Raw genomic sequence first — 21,105 nt, forward strand, 5'->3', positions numbered from 1 at the left:
CGGTGTTGACGCACCGAGGAGCCGCCGCTCTTCATGGACGAGGACTTCTTCTCCGCCGGAAGGGCTTATTCCTGCTGAAAGGTGTACAGATATTACTGATAGGCCACCTCGGTCGGAAGGTCGGCCTCGGAAGAGCATCCCGCTTCCTGAGTCAATTTGCGAGAAATGGAATTGAGAATCACCATTCGGTCCTTGTTGATACTCTCGCCTCGCATCTTGGTGGCAGCAGAATACAGCTCCGCCTTTACATATTTGGTATCGCCGATGTACGAATCTTTGGATGGCGCTTTGGTGGCGCATCGAAAGAACAGATCCGCTCCATCGGGTCCTGCGTTGGCATACACGCCCAGGGGATATGTGGTCTGATGGCCGCTGGATTCCTTTTGAGTGGCCGAGGGATGGCTGTTTGATGCCGAGAACCGGATCTCGAGGAGTGGCTCCCCGCTGTCGTCACCCGCCTTGTAAACCCAGCATGCGCTTCGCTTGCGGTACTCGTCATGCAGGTGCTCGACCGCGTTCCTCAAGGAAAATTTGCGCGGCTCACCCGCCTCATTGGCTCCTGTGCCTTCATCGAACCGACTCGTGCCGGCCAGACGCTGCAGCGCTTCCACGGCTGCGGCGTCGAGCGTTCCATCGCAGATCGTGCCCGCAGCGACGCCCGTACCGGACTCCTCCTTGTCGCCCTTTTGGGAGTTGTCTCCGCAACCGCCGACGAGCAGCGTCACAGCTGCGATAAAAAGGGCCGTGCTGCGCCTACCGTGTACTGACAGAGGTTGCATCTTCCATCCCTGATCAATCCTTGTACGGCGGCCGGCCTCGATAGTCGTTTTCATGTGAGCCGGTACCCAGATAGCTGCTCTTTACTTCTTGGACCCATTGCTGTTCGTCTGCCTTGTTTCTTGCCTGCGGGTGGTCCTTGAAGTACGAGTCATAGGTCGAACCAAGGTCGTCCACTCCTTGGCCGTAGAACTCTCGGCTGGTCATCTGAGACGGGACAAGTGGATCGGATTCCGCATCGTCCGTGGCTTTGTCGATTTCCTGGCCGAGTAGCGTGTTGGCCGCATCGGTGACCGTGTCCGCCGCGAGTGGGGCGATGAAGAGAGCGGCGGCCGTTGAGCCGGGGAGGGGGACGGCTGCCACACCGCCCGCGACGACTGCTCCGACCATCAGTTTCTTCCAGTCGGCCGACCGGCCCAGTGCCTTGTTGGCCTCTTCGGAATTCTCGCCGTACGTCGTTTCTGCTTGCTGTACACGAGAGTTGTCCAGGATGCCGCGGGATTCCGCACCCACCGTCATGATGTCCCGCGCGTGGTCCATATTCGCATCACTGGTCGGCGGGTGCGCATCCAGCATGCTCAAGGTGTAGAAGTGCTGGGCGGTCGTCACAACCTTGTGCGAGTTCTCGTCCTGTCCGAGAACGCTCAGGAAATCGATGGCTCCCTGGTTCCCGAAGCGTGCGCGCCCCGCGTACCGAGCAGGGAACTCGGCTCCGTCCTTGCCGTGGTCACCGATTCCAGAGAGTTCGTAATCGATGTCATCGATGTACGCACCGCCCATCTTGCCCAGGCTGTCGGCGAGTTCGGGCTGGTCGTGCAGCATCTTCGGCCCGTCCTGACCTCCGTAGAGGTAGACGACCTGCTCCATTACTCCCGCCGTGGCTGCGGTGCGTCGATCGCCCGCTACAACGTCTTTCGCGCTGGCGTCGGCCGAGTACCCGGTGGTGGCTGCTTCGAGCGCGCGCCCCAGCGAGTCTCGTCCGGCGATGTAGTCATGCTTGCCGTCAAGAGTGGTGTCAGACACCCAGACGCGTTCCTTGGTCAGGAACTTCAGATGGTCGTTGACCTCGGAGTCCTTGTTGACGGTGTCACCGGTGCCGTCGGGTTGTGCGAAGAACTGCGTGGAGGCGTCCGGATTGTGCCCGAGCGCTTCCAGGAAGCCGGTCACGGGATCGCGGCCGCGGTCGTTCTTGTAGCCCCAGTAATTCAGGTCGCCCTGGTTGGCGTTGTTGACCCAGAGGTTGATGCCCTCGCCGTTGACCTTCTTGTCATACGCCAGGAGCTTGTCGCCATAGTCGTTGAGGAACTGGTCGTCGTAGTCACCGAAACGCATGAGGTTACTCATGACGGCGTAACCGGTCGGATTGCTGGCGTCGTCGATGCCGAGTTGATCAGGACCCAGTTTGATCATCTGCTTCTCCCAGCTCTCCATCTTGTCGCTGTCGGAGAGCGTGGCCAGACCGATCGTGGTCCCGAGGTTCTTCTGAAGCTGCTTGGCCTGCTTGGCGCGGTCGGGGTCGTACGTGCCCTGGTAGGGATCGGCGATGCCGGCCCAGAAGGTGAGCACCTTCTTGGGGCCTACCTGCGTGGCGAACTCCTCCGCGAAGAGGGGATCGTTCTTGTACTTGGCCAAGGTGGAGTTGAGCGACGCGAGCTCTGTGGTGGTCACGTCATGCGGGTTCTTCGCGAGGATTTTGGCCATCCGGTCGGCGTCCGCGACTGCCTCGGCAGCTTCGTCGCGGTTCTCGTAGTGGGCGCTGGAAAACCCGTACTTGGCCTGGTCGACGAGAAGTTTGAGCGCCTTTGCTGCGGTGTTGTCACTTTCGGTCGCCTTGTTGAGGATGCGCTGGATCTCGTTGCGGAGATCGTCGACGTCTTTCTGGCTGACCGCGCTTGTCTCGCCGCTCGGATCGGAGGCCCAGTCGGGACGGGGATTCCCGGTGACAGTGAACGTGCCGTGACCCGTGTCGATGACCGTGCAGTACTTGTACGGGACGCGCTCGAGGGTGTCGTTCAGTTCGTCGCGGTAGCCGATGAGTTCGCCGCGGGTGTCCTTGAGGATCTTCGTGATGGAGTCCGCCTGGGTATGGGCGTCTGCGAACTCCTGTGCCGTTTTGTCGATGAACTCGCGGCTCACCTGGGCATTGACTCCAGCCCAACTGGCTTTGTCAGCCGCGCCCTTGAGTTTCCTGCGGGCGTCCTCTTTCAGGGTCGCGAGATCCTTGGTCATCTTCTCCCAGTCGGTGATGGCCTCACCGAGCTGTGAGAAATTTCCATGGCGCAACACATCCAGATCCACTGCGTCAGCTGCCCTTCCGCTCGTCGAAGCCGTGGTCCAGCTGGGAGATGCTGCTCAGCGTGCCGGCGATGTAGGACTCGTCGGCGGCATGCTGGTTCTTGGTGTACCGCAGGTGATTGGAGATGTGGGCGCAGGCGTCGAGCAGAGTCTGCACCTGGTCGACCCAGTGCTCGGCGACGTGATCGAGGGCGCCACCTATGGCGAATCCCTGGCTCTTGAGTCCTCCGGCCGCCTTCATGGAGGAGAGGCGGGCGCCATCGCTGTAGTGGCTGAAGTCATTGAACAGCTCGTGCGCCGCGGAACCGATCGCGGCGAGGTCCTTCTGCTGAACGGTGAGGTCACCACGGGTGCTTCCGCCGCCGCCTCCGCTGTCGGGAGCCAGCTGGTTGAGCCGCATGTGTGTCGCCCCACCCTGCCGACGCGCCTGCGCGTCCGCCTTGAGCTGTTCCCACTCGTCCCATGCCATGAATGATCATCCCCCGCGCAGTGCCCGCTCGGTCATCGATGTCCATATGGACCGTCTGGCACATCCCTCTGGATCGTCTAGCGCCGGTAAAAATAGCAGGACGCCGGATCGGAGACAGCGGCGCTGCCGGATACGCACAGGGCCTCCACGCCAGCCAGTCCTGCGCACAACGGCCGGATGCCGCGGACCTTCACGGTCGGCGGCATCCGGGTCGGCCGAGGGCCGTATTGCTCGAAAGGACGACTGTCCGCTAGGACTCCGCCAACCCCACCTGCACCATAGGCTTCCCCCGCTTCCGCGAGACGAAGATGCCCCGCCCCGCTGGCATCGCCCGCGGCCGTACTCCGCCCAGCAGTTCGCCCTCGGCCGGGTCGCCCGCGAGGACCACGCCCTGGGCGCCGAGTTCCTTGATGCGCTGCATGAAGGACTCGTAGCCGGCGCGGCCGGCGCCCGCCGTGGAGCGGGCGATGATGAAGCGGACGCCGACGTCGCGGGCGAAGGGGAGGAGTTCCGTCAGGCCCGCCAGGGGATTGCCGCTCGATGTGGACACGAGGTCGTAGTCGTCGATGACGACGTACACCGTGGGCCCCCGCCACCAGCTGCGGTTGCGCAGCTGCTCCGGGGTCACGTCGGCCGTCGGCGTACGGCGCTGCATCAGGTCGGCCAGCGCGTCCATGTGGTGCTGCATCTGGTTCGACATGGGGATGTACTCGGCCAGGTGCGAGTCCGGGGTCACGCCGAGCAGCGAGCGCCGGTTGTCGACGACGAACAGCTTGCAGTCGTTGCCGTCGTAGCGCTCGGTGAGGCGCTTGATCAGCAGCTTCAGCAGGTTCGACTTGCCGGACTCGCTCTCGCCGAACACCAGGAAGAACGGGTCCTGTTCGAAGTCCACGAACACCGGCTCGAGGTTGTCCTCGTCGAGGGCGAAGGAGATGCCCCGGGTGGGGAACCGGTCGCCCGGCGGCAGCTGGGTCGCCGGGAACTCGCGCGGCAGCAGGCGTACCTCGGGCGCGCCGGGCTCCTGCCAGTGCCGGGTGACCTCGGCCGCCAGCGCGGTCGTGGCCTCCGCCAGGTCCGTGTCGGAGGAGAGACCGTCGATACGCGGGACCGCCGCCATGAAGTGCTGCTTCTGCGGGGTCTGGCCGCGGCCAGGCACCCCGGTGGGCACGTTGGCCGCGATCTTGCGGTCGATCTCCGAGTCCATCGGGTCACCGAGCCGCAGCTCGAGGCGGTTCATCAGGTGGTCCTTGAGGTTCGCCCGGACCTCCATCGAACGCGACCCGGTGATGATCACGTGGATGCCGTAGCCGAGCCCGCGCTGGGCCATGTCCAGGACCAGCGGCTCCAGGGCCTCGTAGTCCGTGCGGAAGTTGCCCCAGCCGTCGATGACGAGGAAGACGTCACCCCAGGGCTGGTCGGTCACCGAGATGTCGCCGCGCGCCCGACGGGTGCGGAACTCGGCGATGGAGGAGATGCCCGCGGACCGGAAGTACTCCTCACGCCGGGTCATGACGCCGTACACCTCGGCCGCCGTACGCCGGACCTTCTCCGGGTCGAGGCGTGAGGCCACGCCGCCCACGTGGGGCAGGCCGGCCACCGCCGCCATACCGCCACCACCGAAGTCCAGGCCGTAGAACTGCACCTCATAAGGGGTGTGGGTGAGGGCGAACGACGCGATGATCGAGCGCAGCAGTGTCGACTTGCCGGACTGCGGGCCGCCGATGATCTGCATATGGCCGGCCGCGCCGCCGAAGTCGAGCCACAGGGGGTCGCGCCGCTGCTCGTAGGGCTTGTCGATGAGGCCGACGGGGACGACGAGCCGGCCGGCGCCCTCGTAGCCCGGCTGGGTCATGCCACGGCCGGGCACCGGGGCGAGGCCGGGCAGCAGAGCGTCGAGCGACGGCGGGCTGTCCAGCGGGGGCAGCCACACCTGGTGGGCGGCCGGACCCTGCGCCTCCAGGCGCCGCACGATCACATCGAGGACGGTGTCGGCGAGCGCGTCGTCCTGCCGCTCGTCCACCGACTCCTGACGCTGCTTCGGAACCGGCGCGTACTGCACCGGCACCTCGGCCGCGGTGAAGAGGACCGGCCTGCGGTCGACGGGCAGCGGGCCGCCGAACGCCGCGGCCTGCTGCGAGCTCGTGCGGTACACGCCGGAGACGTACGCCGCCTTGAACCGCAGCATTTCGTCGGTGCCGAACTTCAGGAAGCCGGAACCCGGGACGTTCGGCAGCTCGTAGGCGTCCGGGACACCGATCGCGGCGCGGGACTCGGCCGCCGAGAACGTGCGCAGACCGATGCGGTACGACAGATAGGTCTCCAGGCCGCGCAGGCGGCCCTCCTCCAGGCGCTGCGAGGCCAGCAGCAGATGCACGCCCAGCGAACGGCCGATACGGCCGATCTGCACGAACATCTCGATGAAGTCAGGCTTCGCGGTCAGCAGCTCGCTGAACTCGTCGATCACGAGGACGAGGGACGGGATCGGCTGCAGGGGGGCGCCGGCCGCGCGGGCCTTCTCGTAGTCGTGGATGTTGGCGTAGTTGCCCGCGTCGCGCAGCAGCTCCTGGCGGCGGTTCAGCTCACCGCGGATCGAGTCGCCCATGCGGTCGACGAGGGTCAGGTCGTCGGCCAGGTTGGTGATCACGGCCGCCACGTGCGGCAGCTGGGCCATGCCCGCGAACGTGGCACCACCCTTGAAGTCGGCGAGGACGAAGTTCAGCGTCTCGGAGGAGTGGGTCACCGCGAGGCCGAGGACCAGCGTGCGCAGCAGCTCCGACTTGCCGGAGCCGGTCGCGCCGACGCACAGGCCGTGCGGGCCCATGCCCTCCTGCGCGGCCTCCTTGAGGTCGAGCATGACGGGCCGGCCGTCCTCACCGACACCGATCGGCACCCGCAGCCGCTCCGACTGCGAGCGCGGCCGCCAGGTCCGCTTCGGGTCGACCGAGGCAGCGTCGCCCAGGTTCAGCAGGTCGGTGAACTCCAGGTTCGCGAGCAGGGGTTCGTCGTCGTCCCCGCCCGACGCCACCCGCAGCGGCGCCAGTTGACGGGCGAGGGCTTCGGCGGCCTCGTACGACAGGACGTCGGGCGTCCCTTCGTAGACCATGCCGTGCGCGGACTCCAGGCGCAGCTCCTTGGGCTGCACGATGACGGACAGGTCGCCCCGGCCGATGGTGAGATCGCCCGGCACGATCTCCAGGACCGTCACACCCTGCATGCCCTCGGGGCTGGCCAGCAGGGAGTTCGGGGGCAGGGAGACGCCGTCGAGCACGACCACCACGTGCGGCTGCTCGGGGACCGGGGGGCCACCGGGGTGGAAGCGCGGGCGGCCCTGGAGACGGGCGGCGAGCCGGTCCTCCAGCTCCACCGGGTCGGTGGTGATCAGACGGATGCTGCCGGCGCCGTCGGCGAGGCCCGGGGCCTGCACGTGCGGCAGCCACTTGGCCCACTCCCACTCGGGTGCCGACTGGCGCTCCGAGACGACGGCGATGACCAGGTCCTCGGGGGAGTGCAGCGAGGCGAGGGAGGCGGTGACGGCACGGGCGGCGCCGCGCACGGTGCCGGGTTCGCCGCTGATCGTCACGTGGTAGAAGGCGCGCAACGAGACTGCCATCGGCAGCTCTTCGAGGGTGCTGTGCGTGGCCAGGAAGCGCTGCATGGCGCCCGCGGTGAGCGGCTCCAGCTCGTCCACCGGGCCGGTCTGCGGCGGGATCAGGGGAGTGGCCAGGGACTGCGGACCGAGACCCACGCGCACCTGCCCGAAGTCCTCGTCCCCGGTGCGCCGTTCCCACACCCGGCTGCCCTCGGCGACCAGCGCCCACAGTTGCTCCGGCGAAGGATGCAGGTAGTACTGCGCGTCGCGCTGGGCCTGCGCGGTGTCCAGGGCGGACCGCCGGGTCTGCGACAGGTAACGCAGGTAGTCACGGCGCATGTCGGCCATCTGCCCCTGGTTGCCGCGCCGGTAGCGGACCAGCATCGAGATGCCCATGGCGACCGTCGAGGCCACCATCAACAGGCCCATGATCTTCATGAAGGGCTGGGCCTGGGGATTGAAGAAGAACACCACCGATCCACCCATGCCGAGCATGGGCAGGAGCTGCATCCAAGCGCTTTCCTGCTGGCCGCGCGGGAGTTCCGGCGGAGCCTGCAGCAGGACCTCGTCCGTGGGCACTTCCTTCGGCAGTGCCCGCGGTGGGCGCTTGACGACGATGTGGCTCACTACGCACCAATTCCCTTGCCGGACCGAGATTTTTCGTCCGCCGCCCCGTGTCAGGCGAACGTCGATCGCGAAGCGCGATCCTACTGACAACCACTGACAACGGCTGGCGGTAGGGTGCCGGTGAGACGCGTGAGCAGTTGCGAATCGTTCTGGGAAAACTCGGGCAATCCGCAACGGTTCGAAGGAGGCGCCTCCCCGCAAACCCCGGATGAGACCGCTCGGTTCACCGGTGGAGCGTGCGGCGCCGCACAACCTACACAGGATTTTTACGGGCGGAAGGTGCGCGGCGGCACCGCGGACCGCCCCACCACCGACGAGGGGGAACAGCAGGTGAGCATGACGGCCTCCGCGCCGGCCGGCGCGCCCGGCGGACACGGCACCGGAGCCCCTTCCGGGGCGGGCATGGGATTCGGCTTCTGCCGGGTCACCATCGTGGCGCCCGACAGCCGCATCGACGTGGCGCTGCCCGACGACGTACCAGTTGCCGACCTGTACCCGGAGATACTGCGCCTGTCCCAGCAGAGCCCCGCCGAGGGCGCTCCGGTCGGCTATCACCTCGTACGGCGCGACGGCACCGTCCTCGACGGCGCCCGGTCCTTCACGGCGCAACGCATCCTCGACGGCGAGCTGCTCACCCTGCGCCCGTTCGCCGAGTCGCTGCCGCCCGCCGTCCTCGACGACGTCTCCGAGGCGGTGGCCTCCGCCGTCACCCGCGACCGCACCCTGTGGAGCGGCGACCTCACCCGCGCCGCCGGTCTCGTCGCCGGCGGCATCCTGCCCGCGCTGCTCGCCTTCGTGGCCTGGAGTTCCCAGGTCCACCACGACATGCACAGCCTGCAGGGCATCATCGCGGGCGTCACCGGCATCCTGCTGGTCACCCTCGCCTGCGTACGCGCGCGTGTGTACGACGACCGGGGCTCCGCGGTCGCGCTGGGGCTCGGCGCCCTGCCCAACATCGGCGTGGCCGGTTCGGGACTGCTGCCGCTCGCCGATCACGAGGGCATCGGACGGCTCCAGTTCCTGCTCGCCTGCACGGCGGTCCTGGTCGCCTCCCTGGTACTCACCCTGGTCTCGCCCGGCGGTGACGGACCCTTCGTGGCGTTCCTCTTCGCCTCCGCCATCGGTCTGGTCACCACCTTCATCGCGACCCTCACCGATCTGAAGCCCATCGAGACGGCCGCCATCTGCGCCCCGCTGTCCGTCGTGGCGCTGGCCTTCCTGCCGGGCCTGTCCATGCGCTTCGCGCGGCTGCCCATCGGCTTCGAACCGCCCAACCCCTCCCGCGGCGGTTACGACACCGGCGAGCCCGCCCCGCAGGAGCCCGTGGACGCCGAGCGGGTGGCCGCCCAGGCCCGGCGCGGCCACGAACTCCTCGTCGGCCTCGTCGGGGGCTGTGCCCTCGTCGCCGTGGGCGCGTCGATCGTCCTCGGTTTCTCCAGCAACGTCTGGGCCCAGCTCCTGGCCCTCGCGACCGGCGTGGCGATGCTGATGCGGGCGCACCTGTTTCGCTACACCGCGCAGGTCGGTGCCACCCTGGCGGCCGGCCTCGCCGCCCTCGTCTTCCTCGGCCTCGGGCTCGCCCTGAACCCGCCCCGGGGCTACCTGATCGACGCCTTCCGGGGCGACACCTCGTCGCTCGACATCCGCAGCCTCTGGCTCGCCGCGGCGGTCGGCGCGGCCGCCGCCCTGGTCACCGCGATCGGTCTGATCACTCCGCGCCGCGGTGTCACCCCCTTCTGGGGCCGCTTCCTGGAGATCGCCGAGAGTTTCGTCCTGCTCACGCTGATTCCGCTGGCGCTGGCCGTGTTCGACGTGTACGCGCGTGCACGGGCGATGACCAGCTGAGGACCGGCGCCGGGGAAAGCCACGGAGAAAGGGGCGGCACACATGCGTGCCGCCCCTTTCTCACGTTCCGCTCGCTACCCTCCGAGCCCCCCGTTCCGCTCCGAAGGCTCCAGATCGAACTCCCCGTCCCGCGCCCCCAGGACGAACGCCCGCCACTCCGCCTCGGTGTAGCGCAGCACGGTGTCGTGGTCGAGGGAGGAGCGCATCGCCACCGCCCCGCCGGGCAGGTACGCGATCTCGACGCGCTCCTCGTGCTCCTCCGTGCCGGGCGCGCAGTGCCACTCCGCGCCGGAGATGTCGAGGGCGTACAGCTCGTCCCGTTCCCGCTCCTTGCGTGCCTCGACGTCTTCCTGCGATTCCGGCGCCGGTGTCCCGGTGCTCGTGCCCTGTGTCTCGGCCATGGTGAAGCGGCCCCCTTCGGCATACGGACAGCATTGCGTTGTCACCCTACTGGGAGGCCACGCACGCGTACGGTGAAATCGCCTGGTCAACGCCCGGAGGAGGGGCCGGCCGGACGGGCGGCCGCTTGTGCCCGGAGAGCGGAGGTTTCGTCACAGGCGGGCAACGGGCGCACCCATGGCATGCCATGCCCACGTAAATTCCCGGGCATGAGCATGCCTGGCACTGCCCCAGTGTTCCTCCCGTCGACCGACGTCCTCGCCCTTGGGCGCGGCCGGGGCGGCGGCTACCACAGCGGCTATCACGGCAGCTACCACCACTACGGGAGCCACGGATCCGGCGGCAGCGGTTTCGTGTGGCTGACGGTCATCGCCCTGATCCTCGTGATCGTGGCCCTCCTGGTCTGGAACGCCCAGCGCGACCGGTGACACGGACGGCCGAACCGTGCTGGTACCCTGAGTGACGGCCGTTTGTGTACGCACCTCCGGAGCTCTGTGAAAAGGCTCTGGTGGCCGCGCCCAGCGGATCCCCGCCTCCCGAGTAACGGAAGCTCTCCCGAGACGTAGACCGGGGGCACTCGGTGGCACTCAACAGACTATGAGGAGTACGCGTGTCGCTCGACGCCGCTACGAAGAAGCAGATCATCGGCGAGTTCGGTACCAAGGAGGGCGACACCGGCTCCCCCGAGGTCCAGGTCGCCCTGCTCTCCCGTCGGATCTCCGACCTGACGGAGCACCTCAAGACCCACAAGCACGACCACCACTCCCGTCGTGGCCTGCTGATCCTGGTCGGTCAGCGCCGCCGCCTTCTCCAGTACCTGGCGAAGAAGGACATCCAGCGCTTCCGTACGCTGGTCGACCGCCTCGGCATCCGCCGTGGTGCGGCGGGCGCCAAGTAAGACGCCGTGAAGGGAGCGGTTCCCGGAAGCACCCGGGGACCGCTCCCTTCGTCGTACGTGCGGAATCCTTGCTCGCACGTGCGGAAACGTGCGGAGTGTCACTCACGCTTTGTAGTGTGGTAGCACAACGCAATACGTACGACACAGAACGACGTACAACACAGAACGAGGAGAAGCGCACCTAGCCGCCGCCGGTCCTCGGTAGTGGCCCCCGGGGGGAAGCGAGCCCCGGGTGCTTCGATCGAAGACCGGCCCGCACCGCACGGCGCGCTTCTCCACCGCCGTCCCCCTGCCACACGGGCAGCCAAGGGACGAAAGACGATATGTAACGGAGAAAACGCTAGTGGAGAACGAGACCCACTACGCCGAGGCCGTCATCGACAACGGCGCCTTCGGCACCCGTACGATCCGCTTCGAGACGGGCCGCCTGGCCAAGCAGGCCGCCGGTTCCGCCGTGGCGTACCTGGACGACGACACCATGGTGCTGTCGGCCACCACCGCCTCCAAGAACCCCAAGGACCAGCTCGACTTCTTCCCGCTCACGGTCGACGTCGAGGAGCGCATGTACGCGGCCGGGAAGATCCCCGGTTCCTTCTTCCGCCGTGAGGGCCGGCCGTCCGAGGACGCCATCCTCACCTGCCGCCTGATCGACCGCCCGCTGCGCCCGTCCTTCAAGAAGGGCCTGCGCAACGAGATCCAGGTCGTCTGCACGGTCATGGCGCTCAACCCCGACCACCTGTACGACGTCGTGGCGATCAACGCCGCGTCCGCGTCCACGCAGCTGGCCGGTCTGCCCTTCTCCGGCCCGATCGGCGGCGTCCGCGTCGCGCTGATCCGCGGCCAGTGGGTCGCCTTCCCGACGCACACCGAACTCGAGGACGCCGTCTTCGACATGGTGGTCGCCGGCCGCGTCCTGGAGGACGGCGACGTCGCGATCATGATGGTCGAGGCCGAGGCCACCGACAGGACCATCAAGCTGGTCGAGGGTGGCGCCGAGGCGCCGACCGAGGAGGTCGTCGCCGCCGGTCTGGAGGCCGCCAAGCCCTTCATCAAGGTCCTGTGCCGCGCCCAGTCCGACCTCGCCGCCAAGGCCGCCAAGCCGACCGGCGAGTTCCCCATCTTCCTGGACTACCAGGACGACGTCCTGGAGGCCCTGACCGCAGCGGTCAAGCCCGAGCTCGCCCAGGCGCTCACCATCGCCGGCAAGCAGGAGCGCGAGGCCGAGCTGGACCGCGTCAAGGGTCTGGCCGCCGAGAAGCTCCTGCCGGAGTTCGAGGGCCGCGAGAAGGAGATCTCCGCCGCGTACCGCTCGCTGACCAAGAGCCTGGTCCGTGAGCGCGTGATCAAGGAGAAGAAGCGCATCGACGGCCGTGGGGTGACGGACATCCGTACCCTCGCCGCCGAGGTCGAGGCCATCCCGCGGGTGCACGGTTCCGCGCTGTTCGAGCGTGGCGAGACCCAGATCCTGGGCGTCACCACCCTCAACATGCTCCGCATGGAGCAGCAGCTGGACACCCTCTCCCCGGTGACCCGCAAGCGCTACATGCACAACTACAACTTCCCGCCGTACTCCACCGGTGAGACCGGCCGCGTCGGCTCCCCGAAGCGCCGCGAGATCGGCCACGGCGCCCTCGCCGAGCGCGCGCTCGTGCCGGTGCTGCCGACGCGCGAGGAGTTCCCGTACGCGATCCGTCAGGTGTCCGAGGCCCTCGGCTCCAACGGCTCGACGTCCATGGGCTCGGTCTGCGCCTCCACCATGTCGCTGCTGAACGCCGGTGTGCCGCTGAAGGCCCCGGTCGCCGGTATCGCCATGGGTCTGATCTCCCAGGAGATCGACGGCGAGACGCACTACGTCACCCTCACCGACATCCTCGGTGCCGAGGACGCCTTCGGCGACATGGACTTCAAGGTCGCCGGCACCAAGGAGTTCGTGACCGCCCTCCAGCTCGACACCAAGCTGGACGGCATCCCCGCCTCCGTCCTGGCCGCGGCCCTCAAGCAGGCCCGCGACGCCCGCCTGCACATCCTCGACGTGATGATGGAGGCCATCGACCGGCCCGACGAGATGAGCCCGCACGCCCCGCGGATCATCACCGTCAAGATCCCGGTCGACAAGATCGGCGAGGTCATCGGCCCCAAGGGCAAGATGATCAACCAGATCCAGGAGGACACCGGCGCCGAGATCACCATCGAGGACGATGGCACGATCTACATCGGTGCCGCCGACGGCCCCTCCGCCGAGGCCGCCCGCGCAACGATCAACGGCATCGCCAACCCGACGATGCCCGAGGTCGGCGAGCGCTACCTCGGTACGGTCGTCAAGACGACCACCTTCGGTGCGTTCGTCTCCCTGCTGCCCGGCAAGGACGGTCTGCTGCACATCTCGCAGATCCGCAAGCTCGCCGGCGGCAAGCGCGTGGAGAACGTCGAGGACGTCCTCGGCGTGGGCCAGAAGGTCCAGGTCGAGATCGCCGAGATCGACTCCCGCGGCAAGCTCTCCCTCATTCCGGTGATCGAGGGCGAGGAAGGCAACGACTCGGACAAGGACGACGCCGAGCAGTGACGTCGCGTAGCTCCAAGGTGACGGCCCGCCCCTCTTCGGAGGCGCGGGCCGTCGCCCGTACCCAAACCCTCATCAAGGGCACAGGCGGCATCGGCACGGTCCGCAAGACCACCCTCCCCGGGGGCCTGCGCATCGTCACCGAGACCCTGCCCTCGGTCCGCTCCGCGACCTTCGGCATCTGGGCGCACGTCGGCTCCCGCGACGAGACCCCGGCCCTGAACGGCGCCACGCACTACCTGGAGCACCTGCTCTTCAAGGGCACGGACAAGCGCAGCGCGCTGGACATCTCCTCCGCCATCGACGCCGTCGGCGGCGAGATGAACGCCTTCACGGCGAAGGAGTACACGTGCTACTACGCGCGCGTGCTCGACACCGACCTGCCGCTCGCCATCGACGTCGTCTGCGACATGCTGACCGGCTCGCTGATCCTCGAGGAGGACGTCGACGTCGAGCGCGGCGCGATCCTCGAAGAGATCGCCATGACCGAGGACGACCCGGGCGACTGTGTGCACGACCTGTTCGCGCACACCATGTTCGGCAACAACGCCCTCGGCCGCCCCGTGCTCGGCACGGTCGACACGGTCAACGCCCTCACCGCCGACCGCATCCGCCGCTTCTACAAGAAGCACTACGACCCCACCCACCTGGTGGTCGCCTGCGCCGGCAACATCGACCACGCCAAGGTCGTACGACAGGTCCGCGCGGCCTTCGAGAAGGCGGGCGCCTTCAACGGCCTCGACGCGCAGCCCATCGGCCCGCGCGACGGCAGCCGTGCGATCCGCACCTTCGGCAAGGTCGAGCTGCTCGGCCGCAAGACCGAGCAGGCGCACGTCGTCCTCGGCATGCCGGGCCTCGCCCGCACCGACGACCGCCGCTGGGCCATGGGCGTCCTCAACACCGCCCTCGGCGGCGGCATGTCCTCCCGCCTCTTCCAGGAGGTCCGGGAGAAGCGGGGCCTGGCCTACAGCGTGTACTCGTACACCTCCGGTTTCGCCGACTGCGGCCTGTTCGGCGTGTACGCCGGCTGTCGGCCGAGCCAGGTGCACGACGTGCTGAAGATCTGCCGCGACGAACTCGACCATGTCGCCGTCAACGGCCTCACCGACGACGAGATCGCCCGCGCCATCGGCCAGCTCCAGGGCTCCACCGTCCTCGGCCTGGAGGACACCGGCGCGCTGATGAACCGCATCGGCAAGAGCGAGCTGTGCTGGGGCGAGCAGATGTCCGTCGACGACATGCTGGACCGGATAGCGGCGGTCACCCCGGACGAGGTCCGCTCGGTCGCCCGCGACATCCTGGGACAGCGCCCGTCGCTGTCGGTCATCGGCCCGCTGAAGGACAAGCAGGCCGCGCGGCTGCACGACGCCGTCGCCTAGTCACCTCCCGGTCACTCCCTAAGGAAGCAAGAGATGAGCAAGCTGCGCGTGGCGGTCCTCGGTGCCAGGGGCCGGATCGGGTCCGAGGCGGTCAAGGCGGTCGAGGCCGCCGAGGACATGGAGCTGGTCGCCGCCCTCGGCCGGGGCGACAAGCTCCAGACGCTGGCGGAGAGCGGCGCCCAGGTCGCCGTGGAGCTGACCACCCCCGACTCCGTCATGGACAACCTCGACTTCTGCGTGCGCCACGGCATCCACGCGGTCGTCGGTACGACCGGCTGGACCGAGGAGCGCCTCGAGCGACTGAAGGGCTGGCTGGCCGAGTCCCCGGAGACCGGTGTGCTCATCGCGCCGAACTTCTCCATCGGCGCCGTCCTGACGATGAAGTTCGCGCAGATCGCCGCGCCGTACTTCGAGTCGGTCGAGGTCGTCGAGCTGCACCACCCGAAGAAGGTGGACGCTCCGAGCGGTACGGCCACGCGCACGGCCCAGCTCATCGCGGAGGCCCGCAGGGCTGCCGGTACGGCCCCCGCCCCGGACGCCACGGTGACGGCCCTCGACGGCGCGCGGGGCGCCAGCGTCGACGGGATCCCGGTCCACGCCGTCCGTCTGCGCGGCCTCCTGGCCCACCAGGAGGTGCTGCTCGGCGGCGAGGGGGAGACCCTGACCATCCGCCACGACTCCCTGCACCACAGCAGCTTCATGCCGGGCATCCTGCTCGGCGCCCGCCGCGTGGTGACCACTCCGGGCCTGACCTTCGGCCTGGAGCACTTCCTGGACCTGAGCTGAGACAGACTCCCCGATGCGCGCGAAGATCTCCTACCTCGTCACGGCCGCCGTCCTGGTCTTCTACTTCGTCCTGGTCGGCAGCCGCGGCGTCATGCTCATCCAGTCCGGCACGGTCGTGACCGTGACCTTCGGGGTCGCGGTCCTGATCCTGCCGGTCATCGGCCTGTGGTTTCTGTGGAAGAACACCCAGTTCGTCCGCAGGGCCAACGCTCTCGCCGCCGAACTCGACGCCGAGGGCGGACTGCCCGTGGACGAGCTGAAGCGCCTGCCCAGCGGCCGGATCGACCGGGACTCGGCCGACGAGGTCTTCGCCAAGCGCAAGGCCGAGACCGAGGCGACCCCCGACGACTGGCGCTGCTGGTTCCGCCTCGCCGTCGCCTACCACGACGCCCGCGACACGCCCCGCGCCCGCAAGGCGATGCAAAGGGCCATCGCCCTGCACGACGGCAAGCCGGCCGGGGCCTGACGCCGGCCGGCGGCGCTCAGGCGCCGAACTTTCTCCGCGCAGGCGGCACCCTGCCGACGCCGGTAAGCGGTCCAACCCCACGGCCGGCCGGCACCAGCACCCGGCCACCCTGCCGTTCAGCCGCGCCTGCGGCCGTACTCCGCCGCCCAGGCCTCCACCGTGTCCGCCGCGCGGTCGAAGGCGGCCGGGCGGCCCAGGAAGTCCAGCGTGTGCGTGGTCAGCAGCGGCGGCGTGTCCGCGGCCGGCCGGTCCTTGCGTACGAGCTCCAGCGCCTGCCCCTGCACCGCCCGCGGCAGCCCCAGCCAGCGCACCGGCTGCTGCACCGTCCGCACCGAGATCACCCGCGCCCACGGCACCGTACGCGTCACCAGGAAGCCGACGTGGCGCAGCCCGCGCCCGCTCACCCACACGCCCATGCGCAGCAGCCGCAGCGCGCCGGCTATGACCACGAGCCCGGCTGTCAGGATCGCCCCTGCGGAGGACACCGAGCGGGTCAGGGCTATGGCCACCGCCGAGAACAGCACGAAGGAGGCGAGCAGCAGCACCAGCGCCGCCACAGCCACACGCCAGGGACCGGGACGGTACGGGCGCCGCCAGCGCTCCCGGTCGTCGTAGGGCAACGCGCTCTCGGAAGCGGCCTCGAAGGTGCGGTCGGCCGTCAGAAAGGACAGGGGCACGGCTGGTCCTCACTCGATGCGTGCGTGGCTGTGACGTGAGGCTATCCGCCGCTGTTCCCGCTCACCACCCTTGGGTGGCCGGAAGGGTCAGTGCCCCTGAGAGGCCTGGGACTGCTGCGTCGGCGTACTGGACGGGGTGGACATCGCCGGCATGCCGAGGATCAGGGCTCCCACCAGCCCTGCGACGAGGGTCAGGCCCAGCAGCCAGCGCCCGGCTATCTCCCCGAAGGACGCCCGAGGACGGGGCGGGGGAGTGACATTGCTCCGGAACCTGTCCGCCTCGTCCAGGAAGGCGAAGGGCACGGGCTCACGCCGACGGAACATCGTGGGTACGTCTCCTTTCGGGACCGAACGAGTGATTCTCACCGATACAGACGATCGAGTGACACAAAAGGTGCCCATGTCGGAAAAAATCCTTGGTGGGATTTTCGAGGCCGGGTACTGCCGTGGGCCGGGCGGGTGCCCCGTAAGGTGGGCGCGAACCGCAGCTGTGATGGGAAGGACCCCAACCTCCGTGACCACCCCCGAGTCGCTCACGTTCCGCAGTGACGTCACCGTCGAGCTGGTGAAGTCCAGCGCTTCGGACGCCGACGTCCTCTTCGCCGCGCGGGTCTCCACCGCCGGCGAGCAGTCCCTGGACGAGCTGAAGAAGGACCCCGAGCGCTCCAAGGGACTGATCAACTTCCTGATGCGGGACCGGCACGGCAGCCCGTTCGAGCACAACTCGATGACGTTCTTCGTCAGTGCCCCGATCTTCGTCTTCCGCGAGTTCATGCGGCACCGCGTCGGCTGGTCCTACAACGAGGAGTCCGGCCGCTACCGGGAGCTCGAGCCGGTCTTCTACGTCCCCGGCACCGACCGCAAGCTGGTCCAGGAGGGCCGCCCCGGCAAGTACGTCTTCGTCGAGGGCACCCCGGCCCAGCACGAGGCGGTCTCCAGCACCCTGCGGGAGTCGTACGAGCAGGCGTACGCGGCCTACCAGAAGATGCTCGCCGAGGGCGTCGCCCGCGAGGTCGCCCGCGCGGCCCTCCCCGTCGGCCTCTACTCCTCGATGTACGCCACCTGCAACGCCCGCTCCCTGATGCACTTCCTCGGCCTGCGCACCCAGCACGAACTGGCCAAGGTGCCCTCTTTCCCGCAACGGGAGATTGAGATGGTCGGCGAGAAGATGGAGGCGGAGTGGGCGAAGCTCATGCCGCTGACGTACGCCGCCTTCAACGCGAACGGGCGCGTGGCCCCGTAAGAAAGGCCTACGAAGCCCTGTTCCCCCGCCCGGAACGGATGTACGGATCAGCCTGGCGAAGTGTCCGTATTGCGGCATTTAGAGAAGTTCATCTAGCCTGATCAAACGGACCCGGCACTGCTTGAACCCCCGAGCAGGCAGTGCCGGGCTCCGCATTTGTCCTGACTTTCCCGACCCCCCGAGGGCAGACCGCACAGGGAGCACCGAGTAGCGTGTTACCCATGGCTCCGACCTCGACTCCGCAGACCCCCTTCGGGCGGGTCCTCACCGCCATGGTCACGCCCTTCACGGCGGACGGCGCACTCGACCTCGACGGCGCGCAGCGGCTCGCCGCCCATCTGGTGGACGCAGGCAACGACGGCCTGATCATCAACGGGACCACCGGCGAGTCCCCCACCACCAGCGATGCGGAGAAATCGGACCTCGTACGAGCCGTACTGGAGGCCGTCGGCGACCGCGCCCACGTCGTCGCCGGCGTCGGAACCAACGACACCCACCACAGCGTCGAGCTGGCCCGCCAGGCCGAGCGCGACGGCGCACACGGCCTGCTGGTCGTCACGCCGTACTACAACAAGCCCCCGCAGGAGGGCCTGTACCGGCACTTCACGGCCGTCGCCGACGCCACCGGCCTGCCGGTCATGCTCTACGACATCCCCGGCCGCAGCGGCGTCCCGATCAACACCGAGACCCTCGTCCGGCTCGCCGAGCACCCCCGGATCGTCGCCAACAAGGACGCCAAGGGCGACCTCGGCCGCGCCAGCTGGGCCATCGCCGAGTCCGGCCTCGCCTGGTACTCCGGCGACGACATGCTGAACCTCCCGCTGCTCTCCGTCGGCGCGGTCGGCTTCGTCTCGGTCGTCGGCCACGTCGTCACCCCCGACCTGCGCGCCCTCGTCGACGCGTACGTCTCCGGCGACGTCGTCAAGGCCACCGAGATCCACCAGAAGCTGCTCCCGGTCTACACCGGCATGTTCCGCACCCAGGGCGTCATGACCACCAAGGCCGCGCTTGCCCTCCAGGGACTGCCCGCAGGCCCGCTGCGCTCGCCCATGGTCGAGTGCTCGCCCGAGGAGATCGCCCAGCTCAAGATCGATCTTGCCGCCGGCGGGGTACAGCTCTGACAACAGACTTGGCACCACACGGGCTTCACAACTGAAGAACAACAGAAGAGACGGGCCACCGGTGCCCGCACCCCACAACGACAACTGCTTCTGCACGAACGTCTCACGCGCCACGTGCCCGACCGGTACGTGGCGCGTGTGGTGAGGAGAGTCTTTTGAGTCATCCGCATCCCGAACTCGGCCCGCCCCCGCCCCTCCCCGAGGGAGGTCTGCGGGTCACCCCGCTCGGCGGTCTCGGCGAGATCGGCCGAAACATGACGGTCTTCGAATACGGCGGCCGCCTGCTGATCGTCGACTGCGGAGTGCTCTTCCCCGAGGAGGAGCAGCCCGGAATCGACCTGATCCTGCCGGACTTCTCGTCCATCCGGGACCGCCTCGACGACGTCGAGGGCATCGTCCTCACGCACGGCCACGAGGACCACATCGGCGGTGTCCCGTTCCTGCTCCGCGAGAAGCCGGACATCCCGCTGATCGGCTCCAAGCTGACCCTCGCCCTGATCGAGGCCAAGCTCCAGGAGCACCGGATCCGCCCGTACACCCTCGAGGTGGCCGAGGGGCAGCGCGAGCGCGTCGGCCCCTTCGACTGCGAGTTCATCGCCGTCAACCACTCCATCCCGGACGCCCTGGCCGTCGCCATCCGCACCCCCGCGGGCATGGCGGTGCACACCGGCGACTTCAAGATGGACCAGCTCCCGCTGGACAACCGGCTCACCGACCTGCACGCCTTCGCCCGGCTGAGCGAGGAGGGCATCGACCTCCTGCTCACCGACTCCACGAACGCCGAGGTCCCGGGCTTCACCCCGCACGAGCGCGACATCTCCAACGTGCTGCGCCAGGTCTTCGCCGGCGCCCGCAAGCGGATCATCGTGGCGAGCTTCGCCAGCCACGTCCACCGCATCCAGCAGATCCTGGACGCGGCCCACGAGTACGGCCGCCGGGTCGCCTTCGTCGGCCGCTCGATGGTCCGCAACATGGGCATCGCGAGGGATCTGGGGTATCTGAAGGTGCCCCCGGGGCTGGTCGTGGACGTGAAGACGCTGGACGACCTCCCCGACCACGAGGTGGTCCTGGTCTGCACGGGCTCCCAGGGCGAACCGATGGCGGCACTGTCGAGGATGGCGAACCGGGATCACCAGATCAGGATCGTCGACGGCGACACGGTCATCCTGGCGTCCTCGCTGATCCCCGGAAACGAGAACGCCGTCTACCGGGTGATCAACGGTCTGACCCGCTGGGGCGCCAACGTCGTCCACAAGGGCAACGCCAAGGTGCATGTTTCCGGCCACGCGTCGGCGGGCGAGCTGCTGTACTTCTACAACATCTGCCGCCCGAAGAACCTCATGCCGGTCCACGGCGAGTGGCGCCACCTGCGCGCCAACGCCGAACTGGGCGCGCTGACGGGGGTCCCGCACGACCGGATCGTCATCGCCGAGGACGGCGTCGTGGTCGACCTGGTCGAGGGCAAGGCCAAGATCTCCGGCAAGGTCCAGGCGGGTTACGTCTACGTCGACGGCCTCTCCGTCGGCGATGTCGGCGAGCCGGCCCTCAAGGACCGCAAGATCCTCGGCGACGAGGGCATCATCTCGGTCTTCGTGGTCGTGGACTCGTCCACCGGCAAGATCACCGGCGGTCCGCACGTCCAGGCGCGCGGCTCCGGCATCGAGGACTCGGCCTTCGGCGACGTGATCCCGAGGATCACGGAAGCGCTGGAGCGGTCCGCACAGGACGGTGTGGTGGAGCCGCACCAGCTCCAGCAGCTCATTCGGCGCACCCTCGGCAAGTGGGTCTCGGACACGTATCGCCGCAGGCCGATGATCCTCCCTGTGGTCGTGGAGGTCTGACGGACCGTCGGAGCATCACCCGAGCGGGGGGGGGGGGGGGGGGGCGGCGGGCCCCCCCCCCCCCCCGCGCGGGGGGGCCCGCCCCCCCCCCCCCCCCCCCCCCAACCCCCCCCGGGCCCCGCCCCGCGCGCGG

At 68.5% G+C, this 21,105-nt stretch carries 17 protein-coding genes; 10 read left to right on the plus strand and 7 right to left on the minus strand.

Annotated features, from left to right (window positions below; genetic code table 11):
• Nucleotides 1-92: 92 nt before the first annotated feature.
• From ACIBJF_RS38370 to eccCa, 4 genes are all read right to left on the minus strand, one after another.
• Entirely contained in the window at nucleotides 93-725 is a 633-nt protein-coding gene (locus ACIBJF_RS38370) for a hypothetical protein (protein WP_399180980.1), read from the minus strand.
• 67 nt (nucleotides 726-792) lie between these two features.
• On the minus strand, nucleotides 793-3,075 hold the full coding sequence (locus ACIBJF_RS38375) for a hypothetical protein (protein WP_399180982.1): 2,283 nt from the start codon (nucleotides 3,073-3,075) through the stop codon (nucleotides 793-795).
• 4 nt (nucleotides 3,076-3,079) lie between these two features.
• Nucleotides 3,080-3,541, minus strand: coding sequence for a hypothetical protein (locus ACIBJF_RS38380; RefSeq protein ID WP_356306087.1), 462 nt, complete (start codon nucleotides 3,539-3,541; stop codon nucleotides 3,080-3,082).
• Nucleotides 3,542-3,791: 250 nt separating this feature from the next.
• Nucleotides 3,792-7,757 (minus strand): type VII secretion protein EccCa, encoded by a 3,966-nt coding sequence (eccCa, locus tag ACIBJF_RS38385; RefSeq protein ID WP_399180984.1) that lies wholly within the window; start codon nucleotides 7,755-7,757, stop codon nucleotides 3,792-3,794.
• A gap of 336 nt (nucleotides 7,758-8,093) precedes the next feature.
• On the opposite strand from eccCa, the gene eccD reads away from it, so the two are divergent.
• The gene (gene eccD, locus ACIBJF_RS38390; protein ID WP_399181007.1) at nucleotides 8,094-9,602 is read left to right on the plus strand and encodes a type VII secretion integral membrane protein EccD; all 1,509 of its coding nucleotides are present in this window, start codon (nucleotides 8,094-8,096) and stop codon (nucleotides 9,600-9,602) included.
• Nucleotides 9,603-9,676: 74 nt separating this feature from the next.
• On the opposite strand, the gene ACIBJF_RS38395 is transcribed toward eccD, so the two are convergent.
• Complete coding sequence (locus tag ACIBJF_RS38395) at nucleotides 9,677-10,003, minus strand: DUF397 domain-containing protein (RefSeq protein WP_399180986.1); 327 nt, start codon at nucleotides 10,001-10,003, stop codon at nucleotides 9,677-9,679.
• Nucleotides 10,004-10,210: 207 nt separating this feature from the next.
• On the opposite strand from ACIBJF_RS38395, the gene ACIBJF_RS38400 reads away from it, so the two are divergent.
• From ACIBJF_RS38400 to ACIBJF_RS38425, 6 genes are all read left to right on the plus strand, one after another.
• Complete coding sequence (locus ACIBJF_RS38400) at nucleotides 10,211-10,429, plus strand: hypothetical protein (protein WP_399180988.1); 219 nt, start codon at nucleotides 10,211-10,213, stop codon at nucleotides 10,427-10,429.
• A gap of 182 nt (nucleotides 10,430-10,611) precedes the next feature.
• Nucleotides 10,612-10,899: a 30S ribosomal protein S15 gene (gene rpsO, locus ACIBJF_RS38405; protein WP_053664877.1), complete on the plus strand. Its 288-nt coding sequence runs from the start codon at nucleotides 10,612-10,614 to the stop codon at nucleotides 10,897-10,899.
• A 343-nt stretch (nucleotides 10,900-11,242) separates the two neighbouring features.
• On the plus strand, nucleotides 11,243-13,462 hold the full coding sequence (locus ACIBJF_RS38410; protein WP_399180990.1) for a polyribonucleotide nucleotidyltransferase: 2,220 nt from the start codon (nucleotides 11,243-11,245) through the stop codon (nucleotides 13,460-13,462).
• Nucleotides 13,459-14,838, plus strand: a complete 1,380-nt coding sequence (locus ACIBJF_RS38415; RefSeq protein ID WP_399180991.1) for a M16 family metallopeptidase — start codon at nucleotides 13,459-13,461, stop codon at nucleotides 14,836-14,838. Before ACIBJF_RS38410 ends, ACIBJF_RS38415 begins: the two co-directional genes overlap by 4 nt.
• Before the next feature lie 33 nt (nucleotides 14,839-14,871).
• Complete coding sequence (gene dapB / locus ACIBJF_RS38420) at nucleotides 14,872-15,624, plus strand: 4-hydroxy-tetrahydrodipicolinate reductase (protein ID WP_399180993.1); 753 nt, start codon at nucleotides 14,872-14,874, stop codon at nucleotides 15,622-15,624.
• Nucleotides 15,625-15,637: 13 nt separating this feature from the next.
• Nucleotides 15,638-16,090, plus strand: a complete 453-nt coding sequence (locus ACIBJF_RS38425) for a hypothetical protein (protein ID WP_399180995.1) — start codon at nucleotides 15,638-15,640, stop codon at nucleotides 16,088-16,090.
• Nucleotides 16,091-16,206: 116 nt separating this feature from the next.
• On the opposite strand, the gene ACIBJF_RS38430 is transcribed toward ACIBJF_RS38425, so the two are convergent.
• Entirely contained in the window at nucleotides 16,207-16,767 is a 561-nt protein-coding gene (locus ACIBJF_RS38430) for a hypothetical protein (protein WP_399180996.1), read from the minus strand.
• A gap of 87 nt (nucleotides 16,768-16,854) precedes the next feature.
• A complete protein-coding gene (locus ACIBJF_RS38435) occupies nucleotides 16,855-17,091 on the minus strand; it encodes a hypothetical protein (protein WP_399180998.1) in 237 nt (78 codons plus the stop codon).
• Between the two features lie 169 nt (nucleotides 17,092-17,260).
• Between ACIBJF_RS38435 and thyX the strand changes: the two genes are divergently transcribed.
• The 3 genes from thyX to ACIBJF_RS38450 all read left to right on the plus strand — a co-directional run bounded on the left by thyX (nucleotide 17,261) and on the right by ACIBJF_RS38450 (nucleotide 20,972).
• Nucleotides 17,261-18,010, plus strand: coding sequence for an FAD-dependent thymidylate synthase (gene thyX / locus ACIBJF_RS38440; protein WP_399180999.1), 750 nt, complete (start codon nucleotides 17,261-17,263; stop codon nucleotides 18,008-18,010).
• A gap of 221 nt (nucleotides 18,011-18,231) precedes the next feature.
• Entirely contained in the window at nucleotides 18,232-19,131 is a 900-nt protein-coding gene (gene dapA / locus ACIBJF_RS38445) for a 4-hydroxy-tetrahydrodipicolinate synthase (RefSeq protein ID WP_351807061.1), read from the plus strand.
• Nucleotides 19,132-19,286: 155 nt separating this feature from the next.
• Entirely contained in the window at nucleotides 19,287-20,972 is a 1,686-nt protein-coding gene (locus tag ACIBJF_RS38450; protein ID WP_399181001.1) for a ribonuclease J, read from the plus strand.
• Nucleotides 20,973-21,105: the final 133 nt, after the last annotated feature.

This window comes from Streptomyces sp. NPDC050743, assembly GCF_044456925.1.
Taxonomy (GTDB): domain Bacteria; phylum Actinomycetota; class Actinomycetes; order Streptomycetales; family Streptomycetaceae; genus Streptomyces.